Origin of the sequence: Pseudomonas sp. NPDC090592, assembly GCF_044769185.1 — a bacterium.
Classification (GTDB): domain Bacteria; phylum Pseudomonadota; class Gammaproteobacteria; order Pseudomonadales; family Pseudomonadaceae; genus Aquipseudomonas.
This window is the reverse complement of record NZ_JBIVXJ010000024.1, coordinates 77,727-94,733: the sequence shown is the minus strand read 5'-3', so window position 1 is coordinate 94,733 and position 17,007 is coordinate 77,727. Positions and strand designations below refer to the sequence as shown.

The window sequence follows — 17,007 nt, the reverse complement described above, 5'->3', positions numbered from 1 at the left end:
AGCTTGCTCGCGATGCGCCGCGCGGGCGGCGCTCGATCTCACAGGCGCTGAAGATGCCGTGGCGAGCACCCGGCAACCCTGATGCCCTTGCCAGAAACCATAGAATCCCCCACACCGATTGCACTGAACTCAAGCCATGCGCCGTACCTGTGGGAGTTGGCTTGCCTGCGATGGGCCGCAACGCGGCCCCAAACTGCTTAACTGACCGGCATTACCCCTGGGGGTGCCCTTCTTTACATCAGCGTGATCAGTTCAGCGCTGGCTTGTCGCCATTGATCGGGATGCGCTTGGCCTTGGCCTCTTCAGGCACAATGCGCAGCAGGTCGATGCTGAGCAGGCCATTGGCCAGGCCGGCGGCTTTCACTTCAATATGGTCAGCCAGGCGGAACGACAGCTTGAAGGCGCGTTGCGCGATACCCTGATGCAGGTAGGTCACCTCAGCGGCGCCATTGTCGCGCTTGCCACCGGTCACGGTCAGGACGCCTTTCTCGACCTGCAGGTCGAGGTCCTGTTCCTGGAAACCGGCTGCGGCAACCACGATGCGGTAGTGGTCATCGCCATGCTTTTCGACGTTATAGGGCGGGTAGCTGCTACCGGCCTCGTTACGAGCCGCGGATTCGAACAGGTCGTTGAAACGGTCGAAACCAACGGAATGGCGGAACAGTGGAGCGAGGGAGAAAGCGGTGGTCATGGTCATGAACTCCTGATATTCAGCAAGTAAGTCATTACGCGACCCGACTTCGGCATCGCGTACTCAAGAGATATGGCCAGGGGAAATGCTTTCAAGGGGCAAACACAAAAAATCTGAAATCGGCGCAGCCCTTTTCGCGGGCACGCCCGCTCCCACAGCATCACCACAGGCCTCAAGGCCAGTACAATCCCTGTGGGAGCGGGCGCGCCCGCGAAAGGGCCGGATCAGGCAACACATGCCTCGAGAGATTGAACCTCAACCCCCAACAACCGGCTGATCCGCGCGCAATCATCCTCTCGACGCAACTCGGCAAACAATACCACCGCCTCAGGGTAACTACGGGTCAGCATCGCCAGCCACTGTTTCATCCGCCCCGGCGCATAGCGCGGCGACAGCTTGTGCTGAGCCTGGCGCCAGAACTCGCGCAACAGTGGCAGCAAATCGTCCCAACTCATCGGTTGATAGTCCCGCCCGTTACGCGCCGCGGCAATCTGCAGGCCAAGGTCGGGGCGCGATACCAGCCCACGGCCCAGCATGATGTCTTCGGCCCCACTGACCTCACGGCAGCGCCGCCAGTCATCGACGGTCCAGATCTCGCCATTGGCAAACACCGGCACCTTGACCACATCCTGCACCCGCGCCACCCACTCCCAGTGCGCTGGCGGCTTGTAACCCTCGACCTTGGTCCGCGCATGCACCACCAGGTGCGCCGAACCGCCTTCGGCCAGCGCCGTGGCACACTCCAGCGCACCATCGGGGCTGTCGAAGCCCAGGCGCATCTTCGAGGTTACCGGGATATCTGCCGGCACGGCACGGCGCACTTCGCGCACAATTGCATGCAGCAGTTCCGGCTCCTTCAGCAGCACCGCACCACCGCGCGACTTGTTCACGGTCTTGGCCGGGCAACCGAAGTTCAGGTCGATCACCGGCGCGCCCAGCTCGCAGGCCAGCGCTGCGTTTTCCGCCAGGCACACCGGGTCCGACCCCAGCAACTGTACACGCATCGGCACGCCGGCAGCCGTGCGCGCCCCGTGGCGCAGCTCGGGTGCCAGCTTGTCGAACGACGACGGCGGCAGCAGGCGGTCGCACACACGAATGAATTCGGTGACGCACCAGTCGATACCGCCCACGCGGGTCAGCACGTCGCGCAGGATGTTGTCGACCAGCCCCTCCATGGGGGCCAGGGCAATTTGCATGTGAGGGTCTCGGCGGAAAAAGCCGGCAGTCTAGCAAAAAAAGCCGGTGTTTCAGGCGCCGATCAGCGCCGGGCCGTAACCGTCGAGGAATTCTGCCGGCATGCGCCGCGGTTTGCCGCTGGACAGCTCGATGCAGGCGAAGGTGGTTTGCGCACGCAGCAGGGTCACGCCGTCACGCGGGCGCTTGAGCTGGAAGCGCCGGGTCATGCGCAGGCGTTGGTCCCAGTCGATGATCCAGGTGGCCAGTTGCAGCTCGTCGTCCTCATAGGCCGCGGCCAGGTAGTCGATTTCGTGGCGCACCACCGCCATCGCCCGGTCCAGCCGCCGGTACTCGGCCAGGTCCAGCCCCAGGCGTTGGGAGTGGCGCCAGGCGCAGCGCTCCAGCCAGGTGACGTAGACCGCGTTATTGGCGTGGCCGAGGCCGTCGATGTCCTCGCTGCCGACGCGCAGGTCGATGACGAAGGGTGTTGCCAGGTCCCAGCTCATGCACACTCCTGTGAAAATGGCTTGATGATTTGAAATGGCTGGGGGGCGCGTTGCGCCCCTATCGCGACACAAGGCCGCTCCCACAGGGGACGCGTACAGCCTGGGTTTCGCGAACCCTGTGGGAGCGGCCTTGTGTCGCGATGGGCTGCGCAGCAGCCCCAGAATCTCAACGAGTGTAACGGATGCTCAGGCGCTTTGCCGCGCTGGCGTAGCAGCCCGAGCCAGCAATTCGAGCACCGCTTCACTCACCCGCGGGTCGGACAGCACCCGCTGGTGCCCACCCTGCTCCAGCAGCATCAGGCGGCTATCGAACCAGGCCTTATGGATTACCTGGGCTTCATCGGCAGCCACCAAAGCGTCATCAGCCGCATGCACCACCAACCCCGGCAGTTCCAGCTGGTAACCGGTCACATCCAGCCGCGCGATCTGCATGCCCACATCCCGCTCCACCTGGCGGATAAAGGCTGCCCGCGCCCGTGCCGGCAGCCCCAGGTGATGGGCAAAGCCACGCAATACGCCCAGCAACCGCGCCGGGGCGGCAATACTCACCGCCGCTTCCGCGCGCAACCCCATCTGCAAGGCCAGCATCACACTGGCACCGCCCATCGAGTGGCCAATCACCGCACGCAGCGGCGGCAACTCGGCGGCAGCCTCCAGCAGCGCCCGGGCAAACAGCACTACATTCGCCTGCTCGCCGGGCGAACGCCCATGCCCCGGCCCCTCCAGCGAGACCACCGTGTGCCCGGCCTGAACCAAGCTTTCGATCAAGGCGGCAAACTGGGTCGGGCGCCCTTCCCAACCATGCATCAGCAGCACGGTCGGCCCTTTGCCCCAGCGCAAGGCCGACAAACCGAAGCGCAGGGTAATACGCTCGGCGCTGGCCAGCACGGGCAACTCCCAATCCCGCGGTGGCAGATTGCGCGGGGTCATGAAGGCACGGCGCATCTTGCCAGCCACATGCTCGGGCGCCAGGCGGCCCAGGGTGCCATTGACACCACGAATCCAGCTCAGGGTAGTCATCGCCATGCTCCAGGGTTAAAGCACCGCCGATTTGGCGGCGCGCAGAATACGGTCAGACAGTTCACCGGTACCCAAGGCACGGGCCAGGGCAAGGCCGCCAACCATGAGCGCCAGGTCGGCCAGTGCCTTGTCGGCATCTTCCGGGCGGTCGACCATGGCAGCAGTCATCAGCTCGATATGTTCGGCCAATACCTCACGGAAGGCTTCCGGCAGGCGCTGCATGTCACCCAGCGAATTGGGTAGCGGGCAGGCGTGCACTTCGGCATCCCGGTGTTTACGCGACAAGTAGAAGGCACTGGCCAGCGCCCGCCGCCCCGCACCATCTAGACTGGGGTCGATCTGGGCGAGCAAGGCACGGCGCTCACCCAACAACTGGCGGAACGCTTCGAGCATCAGCTCGTCCTTGCTGTCGAAGTGGGCATAAAAACCACCGACGGTCAGGCCTGCCGCGCCCATTACCTGGCTAACGCTGGGCTCGGCCGGGCCGTGCTGGATCAGCGCGTTGCGTGCCGCTTCCAGGATGCGCTCGCGGGTTTTGCTCTTCTTGTCGCTCATCTGGCACTCGCCGTCAAAATATGATGATCGAAATATTATTCTCATCATATTTTTTGGCAAGCTGAATTTAGCGCCGTCTGTCGGCAATCATTTTTTCGGAAGGGAGATAAAACAAAAGGCCCATTCAATAAGCGAATGAGCCTTTAAAGTCCCGCAAAACGCGGGTAAATATGGCGTCCCCTAGGGGACTCGAACCCCTGTTACCGCCGTGAAAGGGCGGTGTCCTAGGCCACTAGACGAAGGGGACGTAACCTTCGCGAAGATTCACTAACGTGAACCCTGGCAGAAATGGTGGAGCTAAGCGGGATCGAACCGCTGACCTCCTGCATGCCATGCAGGCGCTCTCCCAGCTGAGCTATAGCCCCGAAACAAAAGACTCATCAATAAACGACGAGCCTTTTTAAGCCCTGCAAAACGCAGGAAAAAGTGGCGTCCCCTAGGGGACTCGAACCCCTGTTACCGCCGTGAAAGGGCGGTGTCCTAGACCACTAGACGAAGGGGACGTAACCTTCGTGCCGGCTCGCTTGCGCAAACCGCGGCAAAATTGGTGGAGCTAAGCGGGATCGAACCGCTGACCTCCTGCATGCCATGCAGGCGCTCTCCCAGCTGAGCTATAGCCCCGGATTTTTAGCCTCGCGGCCCAGCGACATCCTGAAACATCGCTTGTGTAAAACTGGCGTCCCCTAGGGGACTCGAACCCCTGTTACCGCCGTGAAAGGGCGGTGTCCTAGGCCACTAGACGAAGGGGACGAACCTTCTTACCTTCAAGACCCGGTTGCTGGACCCGGTCTTGCTTATCAGCCTTGGCTGCTAAGCGGAATTTGGTGGAGCTAAGCGGGATCGAACCGCTGACCTCCTGCATGCCATGCAGGCGCTCTCCCAGCTGAGCTATAGCCCCACAATGTCGCTTTGAACAGAACCGCTGGCTGGGTGCCTGGCGTTTCGTTTTCGTTCATCGCTGTGGACGGGGCGCATATTAAGTTCGGATTGCAGGGCTGTCAAACTAATTTTTTAAAATAATCAAAAAATTTTTCACAGATAACAATCACTTACCGCCCTGCCCCGGTTTTCAGGGTTTAGCTGGACCTGTGGGAGCGGGCATGCCCGCGAATGCAATGGTAGATCAAACACCGCATTCGCGGGCACGCCCGCTCCCACAGGTTAGGTGTAAAGCTGAATCAGGCAATCGAGGCCAGCAGCTTTTCCCACTCTTTGTTTTCTTTCTTCGACACGCCACCCAGCAGGTCCAGCGCCTGGCGCAGGCGGTAACGGGTCAGGTCCGGGCCGAGGATTTCCATGGCGTCCAGTACCGAAACCGAGCTGGCCTGGCCGGTGATGGCAGCGAACATCAGCGGCATGGCATCGCGCAGCTTCAGTTCCAGCGCCTCGACCACGGCCTGGATGCAGCCGGTGATGCGCTCTTTTTCCCACTGGCGCAGGCTTTCGAGCTTCCACAGGATCAGCTGGATCACCTGGCGCACCTGGTCGGCCGACAGTTTCTTGCTTTCGAACAGCTTGGCATCCAGCTTCAGCGCGCCTTCGAAGAAGAACCCGCCCAGCGGGGCAACCTGGCTGAAGGTTTCAACGCGACCCTGCACGTGCGGGGCTATTTGCATCATGTAGTCGCTGTTGAACGCCCACTTCTGCAGGCGCGCGGCGAACTCCTCGACCGGCAGCTCACGCAACCACTGGCCATTGAGCCACGACAGCTTCTCGATGTCGAAGATCGGGCCACCCAGCGAGATACGCGACAGGTCGAAGTGCTCGACCATCTCGGCCAGCGAGAACTTCTCACGCTCGTCCGGCATCGACCAGCCCATGCGGCCCAGGTAGTTGAGCATCGCCTCCGGCATGAAGCCCATGCGCTCGTAGAACGTAACCGAGGTCGGGTTCTTGCGCTTGGACAGCTTGGACTTGTCCGGGTTACGCAGCAGCGGCATGTAGCACAGCTTGGGCTGCTCCCAGCCAAAGTACTCGTACAGCTTGATCAGCTTGGGTGCCGACGGCAGCCACTCTTCACCACGCAGTACGTGGGTGATGCCCATCAGGTGGTCATCCACCACGTTGGCCAGGAAGTACGTCGGCAGGCCGTCGTTCTTCATCAGCACCTGCATGTCCATGCGGTCCCAAGGGATTTCAACGTCGCCGCGCAGCATGTCCGGGACCACGCACATGCCTTCGCTTGGCACCTTCATGCGGATCACGTGTGGCTCGCCAGCGGCCAGGCGGCGCTGTACTTCCTCGGCGCTCAACAGCAACGCGCGGCCGTCGTAGCGCGGGGTTTCGCCGCGGGCTTGCTGCTCGGCACGCATCTGGTCCAGCTCTTCAGCGGTGCAGAAGCAGTAGAAAGCGTGGCCGGCATCAACCAGCTCCTTGGCGTACTTGGCGTAGATCTCGCCACGCTCGCTCTGCCGGTACGGGCCATGCGGGCCGCCGACGTCCGGGCCTTCGTTCCATTCGATACCCAGCCAGCGCAGGGCGTCGAAGATCTGTTGTTCCGACTCGCGCGTGGAGCGCAGCTGGTCGGTGTCTTCGATGCGCAGGATGAACTCACCGCCGTGCTGCTTGGCAAAGCAGTAGTTGAACAGGGCGATGTAGGCAGTGCCGACATGGGGGTCGCCGGTAGGCGATGGCGCGATACGCGTGCGTACGGTGGTCATGGAGAGTCTCGAACGAAAGATGAAACAAAGGCGAGATGTTAGCAGGAGGCAGGCACCGGGCTCCAGCAATGGCGCGAACGTCACTTGTCGACAAGCCCTGCGCCGCTGTTAAATTTATTTACATTTCTGGAACGATAGTCCCCATGCCTGCCCAACTCAAACGCCGCCTGCTGGTCTTTTTTACCCTCGTGGCACTCGTCGCCCTCGCCTTCCTGGCCCACTGGTACTTCAAGGGCCGCTTCTACGAGAGCACCGACAACGCCTACGTGCAGGGCGAGATCACGCGCATTTCAAGCCAGCTGGGTGCCCGCATCGACGCGGTGCCGGTCGAGGACAACCAGCACGTGAACCAAGGCGACCTGCTGGCCAGGCTGGAGGCGGCCGATTTCGAACTGGCCGTAGCGCGCGCCCGAGCAGCCCTGGCTACCCGTGAAGCGGAATACGCGCAGGCACAAAGCCGCCTGACCCAACAGGGCAGTCTGATTGCTGCCGGGCAGGCGCAAGTGGCGGCCAACCAGGCAACCTACGAGCGGTCACGGGTGGACCTGAGCCGCGCCGAAAAGCTGCGCAAGCCCGGTTTCATATCCGAAGAACGGGTCACCACCCTGTCGGCGGACAGCCATGTCGCCGGCTCACAGGTCGACAAGGCCCGCGCCGACCTGCAAAGCCAGCGCCAGCAGGTCAACGCCCTGAACGCAGACCTCAAGCGCCTGGACGCACAAATCGCCAATGCCCGCGCCGACCTGGCCCAGGCCGAACTGAACCTGACCCGTTGTGAAATCCGCGCACCGATCAGTGGCACCATTGGCCAGCGCAATGCGCGCAATGGCCAGGTAGTGCAGGCCGGCGCCTACCTGATGTCGATCGTGCCCGACGAAGATATCTGGGTGCAGGCCAACTTCAAGGAAACCCAGATCGGCCGCATGCACCCCGGCCAGCGTGCCGAACTGCTGTTCGACAGCTACCCTGACACGCCCATCGAAGGTCAGGTCGACAGCCTGTTCGCCGCCTCCGGCGCGCAGTTCAGCCTGCTGCCGCCAGACAACGCAACCGGCAACTTCACCAAGGTTGTGCAGCGCATCCCGGTCAAACTGACTTTCCCTGCCAACAACCCGCTGCACGGGCGTATCCGGCCCGGCATGTCGGTGACCGCCACCGTAGACCTGCGCACCGAAGACGAAAGCCACAATGGCCGGTGACCCACTGCTGCGCCCCACTGCGGAGCCGACCCGGCGCGACTGGATCGCGGTGATGAGCGTGATGCTCGGCGCCTTCATGGCCGTGCTGGACATCCAGATCACCAACTCGTCGCTCAAGGACATCCAGGGCGCATTGTCGGCCACCCTGGAGGAAGGCTCATGGATTTCCACCTCGTACCTGGTTGCGGAAATCATCATGATCCCGCTGACCGCCTGGCTGGTTCAGCTGTTGTCTGCCCGTCGCCTGGCAGTGTGGGTATCAGCAGGGTTTCTGTTGTCATCGCTGCTGTGCTCGATGGCCTGGAACCTGGAAAGCATGATCCTGTTCCGTGCCCTGCAAGGTTTTACCGGCGGCGCGCTGATCCCGCTTGCCTTTACCCTCACCCTGATCAAGCTACCCGAACACCACCGCGCCAAAGGCATGGCCATGTTTGCCATGACCGCCACCTTCGCCCCCTCCATCGGCCCCACCCTGGGCGGCTGGCTGACCGAGAACTGGGGCTGGGAGTACATCTTCTACATCAACATCCCGCCGGGCCTGGTGATGATTGCCGGCCTGCTGTACGGGCTGGAGAAGAAGGAGGCGCACTGGGAGCTGCTGAAAAGCACCGATTATGCCGGCATCGTCACACTGGGCGTGGGCCTGGGCTGCCTGCAAGTGTTTCTGGAAGAAGGCCACCGCAAGGACTGGCTGGAGTCATCCTTGATCGTCAGCCTGGGCAGCATCGCCCTGGTCAGCCTGATCACCTTCGTCATCCTGCAGTTCTCCAAGCCGCACCCGCTGATCAACCTGCGCATCCTGGGCAACCGCAATTTCGGCCTGTCGAGCATCGCCAGCCTGGGCATGGGTGTGGGGCTGTACGGGTCGATCTACCTGTTGCCGCTGTACCTGGCGCAGGTGCAGGGCTACAACGCCCTGCAAATCGGCGAGGTGATCATGTGGATGGGCGTGCCGCAGCTGTTCCTGATTCCGTTGGTGCCACAACTGATGAAAGTGGTGCCGCCCAAGCTGCTGTGCGCCCTCGGGTTCTGCCTGTTTGGCGCCGCCAGTTTCGGCTCTGGGGTACTCAACCCCGACTTTGCCGGGCCGCAGTTCAACCATATCCAGATCATCCGCGCCCTCGGCCAGCCGATGATCATGGTGACCATTTCGTTGATCGCCACATCGTACATTCAGCAGCAGGACGCGGGGTCGGCGTCGAGCCTGTTCAACATCTTGCGGAACCTGGGTGGCGCAATCGGGATTGCCTTGCTGGCCACGTTGCTGGATGCGCGGACCAAGGTGTATTTCGATTACCTGAGGGAATCGATAGTGCCGAGCAACCCGCAGGTGGCAGAGCGACTGGCGCAACTGGCGGAGCGGCTGGGCAATGACAATGCAGCGCTGGGCAAGCTGAGCGAGATTACCCACCAGCAGGCGTTGATCATGGCGTACAACGATGCCTTCCACTTTGTCGGGATTGGTTTGGCGGTGAGCATGGTGGCGGTGCTGTTGACCCGCAAGTTGCCGCAGGGGTTGAAGGCTGGGGAGGCGCATTAAGCCCATTTTTTGAATGCTGCGCAGTCCCTGTAGGAGCGGCCTTGTGTCGCGATCGGGCTGCGCAGCAGCCCCAGGATTGCAGCGCTAATGCACAGATTGCCGGGGCTGCTGCGCAGCCCGATCGCGACACAAGGCCGCTCCTACAGGGACCGCGTCCGGCCTTAGCTGGTAATCAGGCGCTCGCGCAGCTGGGTAATCTCGTCGCGCAGCTGCGCCGCCGCCTCGAACTCCAGGTCGCGGGCAAACTGCATCATCTTCTCTTCCAGCTGCTTGATGCGCTTGGTGATCTCGCCCGGCGTACGCAGTTCGGCCTCGTAACGGGCGCTCTCCTCCGCCGCCTTTGCCATGCCCTTGCGCTTCTTGCTGCGCGCGCCGGGCACGGTAGCGCCTTCCATGATGTCGGTGATGTCCTTGACCACGCCCTTGGGCACGATGCCATGCGCTTCGTTGAAGGCGATCTGCTTTTCGCGGCGCCGCTCGGTTTCGTCTATCGCACGCTGCATCGAGCCCGTGACGTTATCGGCGTAAAGGATTGCCCGGCCATTGAGGTTACGCGCAGCACGACCAATAGTCTGGATCAGTGAGCGTTCGGACCGCAGGAAACCTTCCTTGTCGGCATCCAGGATCGCCACCAGCGACACTTCCGGCATGTCCAGGCCCTCGCGCAGCAGGTTGATACCCACCAGCACGTCGAAGGTACCCAAGCGCAGGTCGCGGATGATCTCCACCCGCTCCACGGTGTCGATGTCCGAGTGCAGGTAACGCACCCGCACGTCATGGTCGGCCAGGTAGTCGGTCAGGTCCTCGGCCATGCGCTTGGTCAGCGTGGTGGCCAGCACCCGCTCGCCCTGCGCCACACGCTTGCGGATTTCCGACAGCAGGTCGTCGACCTGGGTCAGCGCCGGGCGGACCTCGACCTGCGGGTCGACCAGGCCGGTGGGGCGCACCACCTGCTCCACCACGCGCCCGGCGTGCTCGGCCTCGTAAGGCCCCGGGGTAGCGGAAACGAAGATAGTCTGTGGGCTGACATCCTCCCACTCGTCAAAGCGCATGGGCCGGTTGTCCAGCGCCGAGGGCATGCGGAAGCCGTACTCCACCAGGGTTTCCTTGCGCGAACGGTCGCCTTTGTACATGGCGCCGACCTGCGGCACGCTGACGTGGGACTCGTCGATCACCAGCAGCGCATCCGCCGGCAGGTAGTCGTACAGGGTCGGCGGCGGCGCCCCGGCCGGGCGCCCGGACAGGTAGCGCGAGTAGTTTTCGATACCGTTGCAATAGCCCAGCTCCAGGATCATCTCCAGGTCGAAACGGGTGCGCTGCTCCAGGCGCTGCGCCTCCACCAGCTTGTTGGCCTTTTGCAGGTACTCCAGGCGCTCCTTCAGCTCTTCCTTGATGCCCTCCACCGCCTCCAGCAGGGTCTCCCGCGGGGTGACGTAGTGGCTCTTGGGGTAAAAGGTAAAACGCGGCAGCTTGCGGAAGACCTCGCCAGTGAGCGGATCGAAGGCGGCGATGTTTTCCACCTCGTCATCGAACAGTTCGATACGGATGGCTTCAAGGTCCGATTCGGCCGGAAAGATGTCGATCACATCGCCGCGCACGCGGAAGGTGGCACGGGCAAAGTCCATTTCGTTACGGGTGTATTGCAGATCAGCCAGCCGACGCAGCAGCGCACGCTGGTCAAGCTTGTCGCCCCGGTCTACGTGCAGGACCATTTTCAGGTAGGACTCGGGGCTACCCAGGCCGTAGATGCACGACACGGTGGTGACGATGATCGCGTCGCGCCGTTCCAGCAGCGCCTTGGTCGCCGACAGGCGCATCTGCTCGATGTGGTCGTTGATCGAGGCGTCCTTCTCGATGAAGGTATCCGACGACGGCACGTAGGCTTCCGGCTGGTAGTAGTCGTAGTAGGAAACGAAGTACTCCACCGCATTGTTGGGGAAGAACGCCTTGAACTCGCCATACAACTGCGCAGCCAGGGTTTTGTTCGGCGCCAGCACCAGCGTCGGGCGCTGCACCTGCGCGATGACGTTGGCGATGCTGAAGGTTTTGCCCGAACCGGTCACGCCGAGCAGCGTCTGGTGCGACAGCCCCGCCTCGATACCTTCGACCATCTGGCGGATGGCCTCGGGCTGGTCGCCAGCAGGCTGGAAACGGGTGACGAGCTGGAACTCGGACATGTCGGACCTCGCGGTGCTGCAGCAACTGTAAATTTAGCCAGTAGTCTATACCCAAATGCGCCCGCCCGGGGGCGCTTTCAAGGTGTAGCTGTGAACGCGTGTAACAGTGGACCCGGCAATTAGACCAATGGTCGAAAAATATTTGCGCAAATAGCCTGAAAAGCTGTGCCAGAGTGTCGCAGTGACCGGGCGGTATCACTATACTGACTCCCCGTTTGTGCACCGCTTCAGTGCATTCGGCTGGAGCGTGTACGCCCTATCACTCTCCAATCAGAGCCAAGGTAACAATGAGCCTGTTTTCCGCTGTCGAGCTGGCACCCCGCGACCCTATCCTGGGCCTCAACGAAGCATTCAACGCCGACCCACGTACCGACAAGGTCAACCTGGGCGTGGGCGTGTACTGCAATGAGGAAGGCCGCATTCCGCTGCTGCGCGCCGTGATCGAAGCCGAGACCCAGCGTGCCGCCCAGCATGCCTCGCGCGGCTACCTGCCGATCGACGGTATCGCCACCTACGACCAGGCTGTACAAAAACTGATCTTCGGCGCCGAGTCGCCACTGCTGGCCGCCGGCCGCGTAGTTACCGTGCAGGCCGTCGGCGGCACCGGCGCACTGAAGATCGGTGCCGACTTCCTCAAGCGCCTGTCGCCCAACGCCGTAGTAGCCATCAGCGACCCGAGCTGGGAAAACCACCGCGCCCTGTTCGAAACCGCTGGTTTCCCGGTACAGAACTACCGCTACTATGATGCACCGAGCAACGACGTCAACCGCGCCGGCATGCTCGAAGACCTGAACAACCTGCCGTCCGGCTCGATCGTGGTGCTGCACGCCTGCTGCCACAACCCGACTGGCGTCGATCTGGGCCTGGACGACTGGAAAAACGTCCTGGAAGTGGTCAAGGCCAAGGGCCATGTACCATTCCTCGACATGGCCTACCAGGGCTTTGGTGACGGCATCGCCGAAGACGCCTTCGCCGTGCGCCTGTTCGCCGAGTCGGGCCTGGAGTTCTTCGTTTCCAGCTCGTTCTCCAAGTCGTTCTCGCTGTACGGCGAGCGCGTCGGCGCGCTGTCGATCGTTACCGCTACCAAGGACGAGAGCACCCGTGTGCTGTCCCAGGTCAAGCGCGTGATCCGCACCACCTACTCCAACCCGCCTACTCACGGTGCAACCATCGTTGCCACCGTGCTGAACAGCGCCGAACTGCGCCAGATGTGGGAAGCCGAGCTGGGCGAGATGCGTCAGCGCATCCACGGCATGCGCCAGCAAATGGTCAGCCTGCTGGCTGAATATGGCGCCAAGCGTGACTTCAGCTTCGTTGGCCGCCAGGCCGGCATGTTCTCCTACTCGGGCCTGACCGTCGAGCAGGTTGCCCGCCTGAAGAACGACTTCGGCATCTACGCACTGGACACCGGCCGCATCGCGGTGGCTGCGCTGAACCAGAGCAACATCCACGTGGTCACCAAGGCCATCGTGGAAGTGCTGTAACTCATTGTTTTGCCAAGAGGTAGCTTGACATCCTCTTGGCAATCAGTAAGATACGCGCAGATTCCGCGATAGCTCAGTCGGTAGAGCAAATGACTGTTAATCATTGGGTCCCTGGTTCGAGTCCAGGTCGCGGAGCCAAACACTGAAAAATCCCCCGGGTGCGCAAGCAACCGGGGGATTTTTCGTTGCGTCGGGTTTATTGGCCCAGCGGCTCGGTCACTGGCTTGCCCTCGTCCACCAGGCTCCACACCAGCAGTTTGGCGGGCTGGGTCTTGCTGGCATTTCGGGACACGCTGTGCACGGTGCCTGGCGCTTCGTACCAGTACTCGCCAGCCTTGTAGGTTTTTTCCTGCTCGTTGTTGAGTTTCGATACCACGCCCCCTTCCAGCACGTAGGCCATTACCGCGCCCGGGTGCTGATGGGCGGGTGATGCTTCGCCGGGGGCGTAGCTTACGGTGAGCATGACGGCAGTTTTGCCGGGGGCATTCGAGGGTTGTTGTTGCTGCAGGACTTTGACCTGGTCGGCGACGTCGCCGTGGGCCCAGGCGGGGGCTTGGGCGGCGAGCAGGGCGAAGAGGATCAAGGTGAGTGGTTTCATCGCGGGCAACTCCTGGGTGGCAATTGCCAGCAGGTTAGGCCCTCATTGGCTGAAGACAAATGGCCAATCCGAGGTAAAAGCAGGGGGCCGATTTTGCCTGTGCCGGCCTCTTCGCGGGCATGCCCGCTCCCACAAGTTCTCCACAGGCTTCAGGGGCTGCGCTGTACCTGTGGGAGCGGGCATGCCCGCGAAGAGGCCGACACAGAAAAAAGAGCTCTCAGCTACTACGCCCAATCGGGTAAAACTCGCCCTGGCTCCATACGCCCAACCATTCCTCCCCCTCGATCTCACGCGGCACCGCCAGCTCCACCAGCTGGTAGAACACATTGCGATGAATCAGCGCCTCAAGGTTGCTGCGCATCAGCACATAGGGTGACGGTTCCTGCGTCACAGGGTCGATCACCACGCGCAGCGGGCTGTCCGGCCCGGCATCCACCTGGTCCTCGACATTGCTGGTAAAGCGCAGCACCTGCTGTTCGCCCTCCCCCAGCACCTCCAGCGCCACCGCCACGAACGGCGCATCGTCGACACGAATGCCGACCTTTTCCACTGGCGTGATCAGGAAATAGTCATCACCATCGCGGCGGATGATGGTGGAGAACAAACGCACCATCGGCTTGCGCCCGATCGGCGTACCCAGGTAATACCAGGTGCCATCGCGGGCGATGCGCATGTCGATGTCGCCGCAGAAGTCCGGATTCCACAGATGCACTGGCGGCAGCCCCTTTGCCTTGGGGATCTGTGCCAGAAGATCATTGGCCTTGCCGGAATCACTCATCACGCCTGCCTCATTCGCTCATGCCCAGAAGGCTACGAGCGTACCCGCGCATCGGTGCGCCAAGCAAATCTTCAGGGGTGTTGTCGTGGAACGTCAACAAACCGCCACGGCTCTTGATGCGCACAGTGTCGACCAGGTAGCGGGTATTGGTTTCGATCAGCATCATCTGTACCACACCGCTGTCCCAGCCCAATCGGTCGACAGCCTGTTCGTCGTACCACTCGTCACCATTGCCGATGCGGTCGTCGGTACGCGCGAAACGGGTGTACAGCACGTAGTCGGCGCCGACCGAACGCGCCTGGGCAATGGCATCTTCCAGGCCCAATGGGCCTTGGGCACGGCGCACCAGCGGGAAATACTCGACAAAGCTTTTGAAGGCCTCGTCGGCCACCGCGTTCTGCCGCGGTACCGGGCCCTTGCCGGGCGGCACGAAGGCACCCTGACCGATGAAGATGAACGAATCAGGCTGCAGGCGGACAGACAGGGTGCGACGGGTATCACTGTGGTCCAGCAGACCGGCATCGCTCATGTGATAACGCACGCCCTCGCCCATATCGCTGACATTCATGCAGCCGCCCAGCGCCATCAGCGCCAGCAGCAAGACCAGGCTACGCATCTTTCCTCCAGTGGCCGGCGACGAAAAACCGGCGAATAGCTGGCGGATGCAGCTTTTGCGCCAGCTTCAGCCGCCGATCACCTTCATCACCATCACATCCCCGGAAAACGCCAGGTCCTGCTTGTCTGCCAAGGCCTTGACCAGCAGGCGCTGCATGGCCGGCAATGCTTGATGGCGCGGCTTATCCAGCAGGTCGCCGACGAAATGGCGATTGCCAGACGACAGGCAGCCATGCAGCCAGCCTGTGGAGGACAGACGCAACCGCGAGCAGGTGCGGCAAAACGGTACGCTTTCGTTGGCGATGACGCCAAAGTGGCCAACCCCCGGGATTTCATAGCGCAAGGCGGTGGCATCCAGCGGAGCATCAACCTGGACATAGGCATGCTTGCTGCCAATCAGCGCAAGCAACTGCTCAAGGCCAAAGAACTGCTGCAGGAAGGTATTGCGGTCACGGGCCAGGTGGCCCATGCGCATAAGCTCGATAAAGCGCAATTCGAAACCACGGGCCAAGCAATAATCCAGCAGCGGCAATATCTGGTCGAGGTTCTGCCCGCGCATTGGCACCATGTTCACCTTGATCCGCATACCCAACGCGCTGGCCTGCTCCATTCCTGCCAGCACGCTTGCCAGATCGCCGCCCCGGGCGATGTGGCGAAAGGCCTGGGGGTCGAGGGTGTCGAGGGAAACATTGAGTCGACGGACACCGGCCGCCTGCAACTGCGGCAACTTGCGCTGCAATAGCTGGCCATTGGTGGTCAGCGAAATATCGTCGAGCCCAAGCTTGGCGACTGCCGCCAGAAAGGCATCCAGACGCGGGCTGACCAGCGGTTCACCGCCCGTGATGCGCAGCCGCTCGATACCGGCCGCCTCGATCAGGTAAGCCACTCCACGCGCCATGGCATCTGCCGGCAATTCGTCCTGCGCCGCCACCAGGCGCTTGCCGTCGGGTACGCAGTAAGTGCAAGCATAATTGCAAGCAGCCGTCAGGCTGACGCGCAGGTTGCGAAAACGCCTGCCTTGACGATCGACAATCATGAATGACTCCGGCATGGATGATGAGGGCTGGCAAAACCTGACTCATAAATCAGGTTTTTGCAAGCCCCATCACGTCATCGAAAGCCAAAGCTGTGTTGTAGCAGCAGCCTGATGCTGCGAAAGGGCCAGTACGGCGTACTGGCCTGAACCGAGGGGGTCAGTGGGTCGGTTCCGGGTCGCGCTTGCGCTTGTTGCCCATGCGCACGCCAATGTCCATCAGGAACTGGAAGAAACCTTCCTGATCCTCCAGCACATTGCTCCAGAATGGCGAGTGGTACAGCGCCACGGCGCCATGCACCAGTGCCCAGGCGGCGCAGTAGTGGAAATAGGGCGGTACGTCTTCGAGCTTGCCTTCGCTGATGCGGCCCTTGATCAGCTGGGTCAGGCGGTCGAAGTTGGAAGCGCGGATGCTGTGCAGCTGCTCGACCATTTCCGGCACCTGGTTGCCCTTGACCACCTTCTCTTCCAGGCGGTCGAACAGCCGGTAACGTTGCGGGTCGCGCATGCGGAACTCGAAGTAGGCGCGCGACAGGGCCTCTTTGTCGCGGTCGACGTCAGCCGAGTGCAACAGTTCGTTCAGGTCGCGCTCGTAGTCGAGCATCAGGCGCAGGTAGATTTCCGCCTTGGACTTGAAATGCTTGTAGATCGTGCCTTTGCCGATGCCCACGGCGTCGGCGATCATCTCGACGGTGACGCTGTCCTCACCCTGTTCGAGGAACAGTTTGAGCGCGGTATCGAGGATTTCCTGTTCGCGACGGCGAAATTCACGGACCTTACGAGGTTCTTTCTGCATGGGAAGGACTGGATGACAATCGAAGCGGTTTATTATGCCTAACTTGCGGGAAATTGCACGGATCATCCAAGCATGTCTGTGTTTCACGATGCATATGGCCATGCGATGCAGGAGGATTGGAGCGTTGGCGTATTCCAAATTTGTTTAAAAAACGACCAATTCAGGCTGGCACTGCGCCA

General features: G+C 61.9%; 15 protein-coding genes and 7 tRNA genes. 4 read left to right on the top strand and 18 right to left on the bottom strand.

Annotation, left to right across the window (positions count from 1 at the left end; genetic code table 11):
- Positions 1 to 247: 247 nt before the first annotated feature.
- From ACIQUI_RS20535 to gltX, 12 genes are all read right to left on the bottom strand, one after another.
- Complete coding sequence (locus tag ACIQUI_RS20535) at positions 248 to 691, bottom strand: Hsp20 family protein (protein WP_051099848.1); 444 nt, start codon at positions 689 to 691, stop codon at positions 248 to 250.
- A gap of 224 nt (positions 692 to 915) precedes the next feature.
- A complete protein-coding gene (locus ACIQUI_RS20530) occupies positions 916 to 1,887 on the bottom strand; it encodes a tRNA dihydrouridine synthase (RefSeq protein ID WP_403202149.1) in 972 nt (323 codons plus the stop codon).
- Positions 1,888 to 1,938: 51 nt separating this feature from the next.
- Positions 1,939 to 2,373, bottom strand: coding sequence for a thioesterase family protein (locus ACIQUI_RS20525; RefSeq protein ID WP_046617041.1), 435 nt, complete (start codon positions 2,371 to 2,373; stop codon positions 1,939 to 1,941).
- A gap of 186 nt (positions 2,374 to 2,559) precedes the next feature.
- The gene (locus ACIQUI_RS20520) at positions 2,560 to 3,393 is read right to left on the bottom strand and encodes an alpha/beta fold hydrolase (protein ID WP_403202147.1); all 834 of its coding nucleotides are present in this window, start codon (positions 3,391 to 3,393) and stop codon (positions 2,560 to 2,562) included.
- Between the two features lie 15 nt (positions 3,394 to 3,408).
- Positions 3,409 to 3,948 carry a TetR/AcrR family transcriptional regulator gene (locus ACIQUI_RS20515; RefSeq protein WP_403202144.1) on the bottom strand — a complete coding sequence of 180 codons (540 nt, stop codon included), beginning with the start codon at positions 3,946 to 3,948 and terminating at the stop codon, positions 3,409 to 3,411.
- 171 nt (positions 3,949 to 4,119) lie between these two features.
- Positions 4,120 to 4,195 (bottom strand) — tRNA-Glu (locus tag ACIQUI_RS20510).
- Positions 4,196 to 4,237: 42 nt separating this feature from the next.
- Positions 4,238 to 4,313 (bottom strand) — tRNA-Ala (locus tag ACIQUI_RS20505).
- A 62-nt stretch (positions 4,314 to 4,375) separates the two neighbouring features.
- Positions 4,376 to 4,451 (bottom strand) — tRNA-Glu (locus tag ACIQUI_RS20500).
- 42 nt (positions 4,452 to 4,493) lie between these two features.
- Positions 4,494 to 4,569, bottom strand: a tRNA-Ala gene (locus ACIQUI_RS20495).
- 53 nt (positions 4,570 to 4,622) lie between these two features.
- Positions 4,623 to 4,698 (bottom strand) — tRNA-Glu (locus ACIQUI_RS20490).
- A 72-nt stretch (positions 4,699 to 4,770) separates the two neighbouring features.
- A tRNA-Ala gene (locus ACIQUI_RS20485) sits at positions 4,771 to 4,846 on the bottom strand.
- Between the two features lie 280 nt (positions 4,847 to 5,126).
- Positions 5,127 to 6,608, bottom strand: coding sequence for a glutamate--tRNA ligase (gene gltX, locus ACIQUI_RS20480; protein ID WP_403202142.1), 1,482 nt, complete (start codon positions 6,606 to 6,608; stop codon positions 5,127 to 5,129).
- A 143-nt stretch (positions 6,609 to 6,751) separates the two neighbouring features.
- On the opposite strand from gltX, the gene ACIQUI_RS20475 reads away from it, so the two are divergent.
- Complete coding sequence (locus ACIQUI_RS20475; RefSeq protein WP_403202140.1) at positions 6,752 to 7,807, top strand: HlyD family secretion protein; 1,056 nt, start codon at positions 6,752 to 6,754, stop codon at positions 7,805 to 7,807.
- Between the two features lie 49 nt (positions 7,808 to 7,856).
- Entirely contained in the window at positions 7,857 to 9,347 is a 1,491-nt protein-coding gene (locus ACIQUI_RS20470; RefSeq protein ID WP_403202152.1) for an MDR family MFS transporter, read from the top strand.
- Between the two features lie 161 nt (positions 9,348 to 9,508).
- Here ACIQUI_RS20470 and uvrB read toward each other — a convergent pair whose 3' ends face one another.
- A complete protein-coding gene (gene uvrB / locus ACIQUI_RS20465) occupies positions 9,509 to 11,524 on the bottom strand; it encodes an excinuclease ABC subunit UvrB (RefSeq protein ID WP_391137544.1) in 2,016 nt (671 codons plus the stop codon).
- Positions 11,525 to 11,811: 287 nt separating this feature from the next.
- Between uvrB and ACIQUI_RS20460 the strand changes: the two genes are divergently transcribed.
- Together ACIQUI_RS20460 and ACIQUI_RS20455 are read left to right on the top strand one after the other, a co-directional pair.
- Positions 11,812 to 13,008, top strand: coding sequence for an amino acid aminotransferase (locus ACIQUI_RS20460; RefSeq protein ID WP_403202136.1), 1,197 nt, complete (start codon positions 11,812 to 11,814; stop codon positions 13,006 to 13,008).
- Positions 13,009 to 13,070: 62 nt separating this feature from the next.
- A tRNA-Asn gene (locus tag ACIQUI_RS20455) sits at positions 13,071 to 13,146 on the top strand.
- A gap of 58 nt (positions 13,147 to 13,204) precedes the next feature.
- On the opposite strand, the gene ACIQUI_RS20450 is transcribed toward ACIQUI_RS20455, so the two are convergent.
- The 5 genes from ACIQUI_RS20450 to ACIQUI_RS20430 form a co-directional block, all read right to left on the bottom strand.
- On the bottom strand, positions 13,205 to 13,606 hold the full coding sequence (locus ACIQUI_RS20450) for a cupin domain-containing protein (RefSeq protein WP_403202133.1): 402 nt from the start codon (positions 13,604 to 13,606) through the stop codon (positions 13,205 to 13,207).
- Between the two features lie 217 nt (positions 13,607 to 13,823).
- Positions 13,824 to 14,384 (bottom strand): DUF1285 domain-containing protein, encoded by a 561-nt coding sequence (locus ACIQUI_RS20445; protein ID WP_391137553.1) that lies wholly within the window; start codon positions 14,382 to 14,384, stop codon positions 13,824 to 13,826.
- A 10-nt stretch (positions 14,385 to 14,394) separates the two neighbouring features.
- A complete protein-coding gene (locus tag ACIQUI_RS20440; RefSeq protein ID WP_403202131.1) occupies positions 14,395 to 15,000 on the bottom strand; it encodes a DUF4823 domain-containing protein in 606 nt (201 codons plus the stop codon).
- A 66-nt stretch (positions 15,001 to 15,066) separates the two neighbouring features.
- On the bottom strand, positions 15,067 to 16,035 hold the full coding sequence (locus ACIQUI_RS20435) for a GTP 3',8-cyclase MoaA (protein ID WP_403202129.1): 969 nt from the start codon (positions 16,033 to 16,035) through the stop codon (positions 15,067 to 15,069).
- 157 nt (positions 16,036 to 16,192) lie between these two features.
- Positions 16,193 to 16,828 carry a TetR/AcrR family transcriptional regulator gene (locus ACIQUI_RS20430; RefSeq protein WP_027596088.1) on the bottom strand — a complete coding sequence of 212 codons (636 nt, stop codon included), beginning with the start codon at positions 16,826 to 16,828 and terminating at the stop codon, positions 16,193 to 16,195.
- Positions 16,829 to 17,007: the final 179 nt, after the last annotated feature.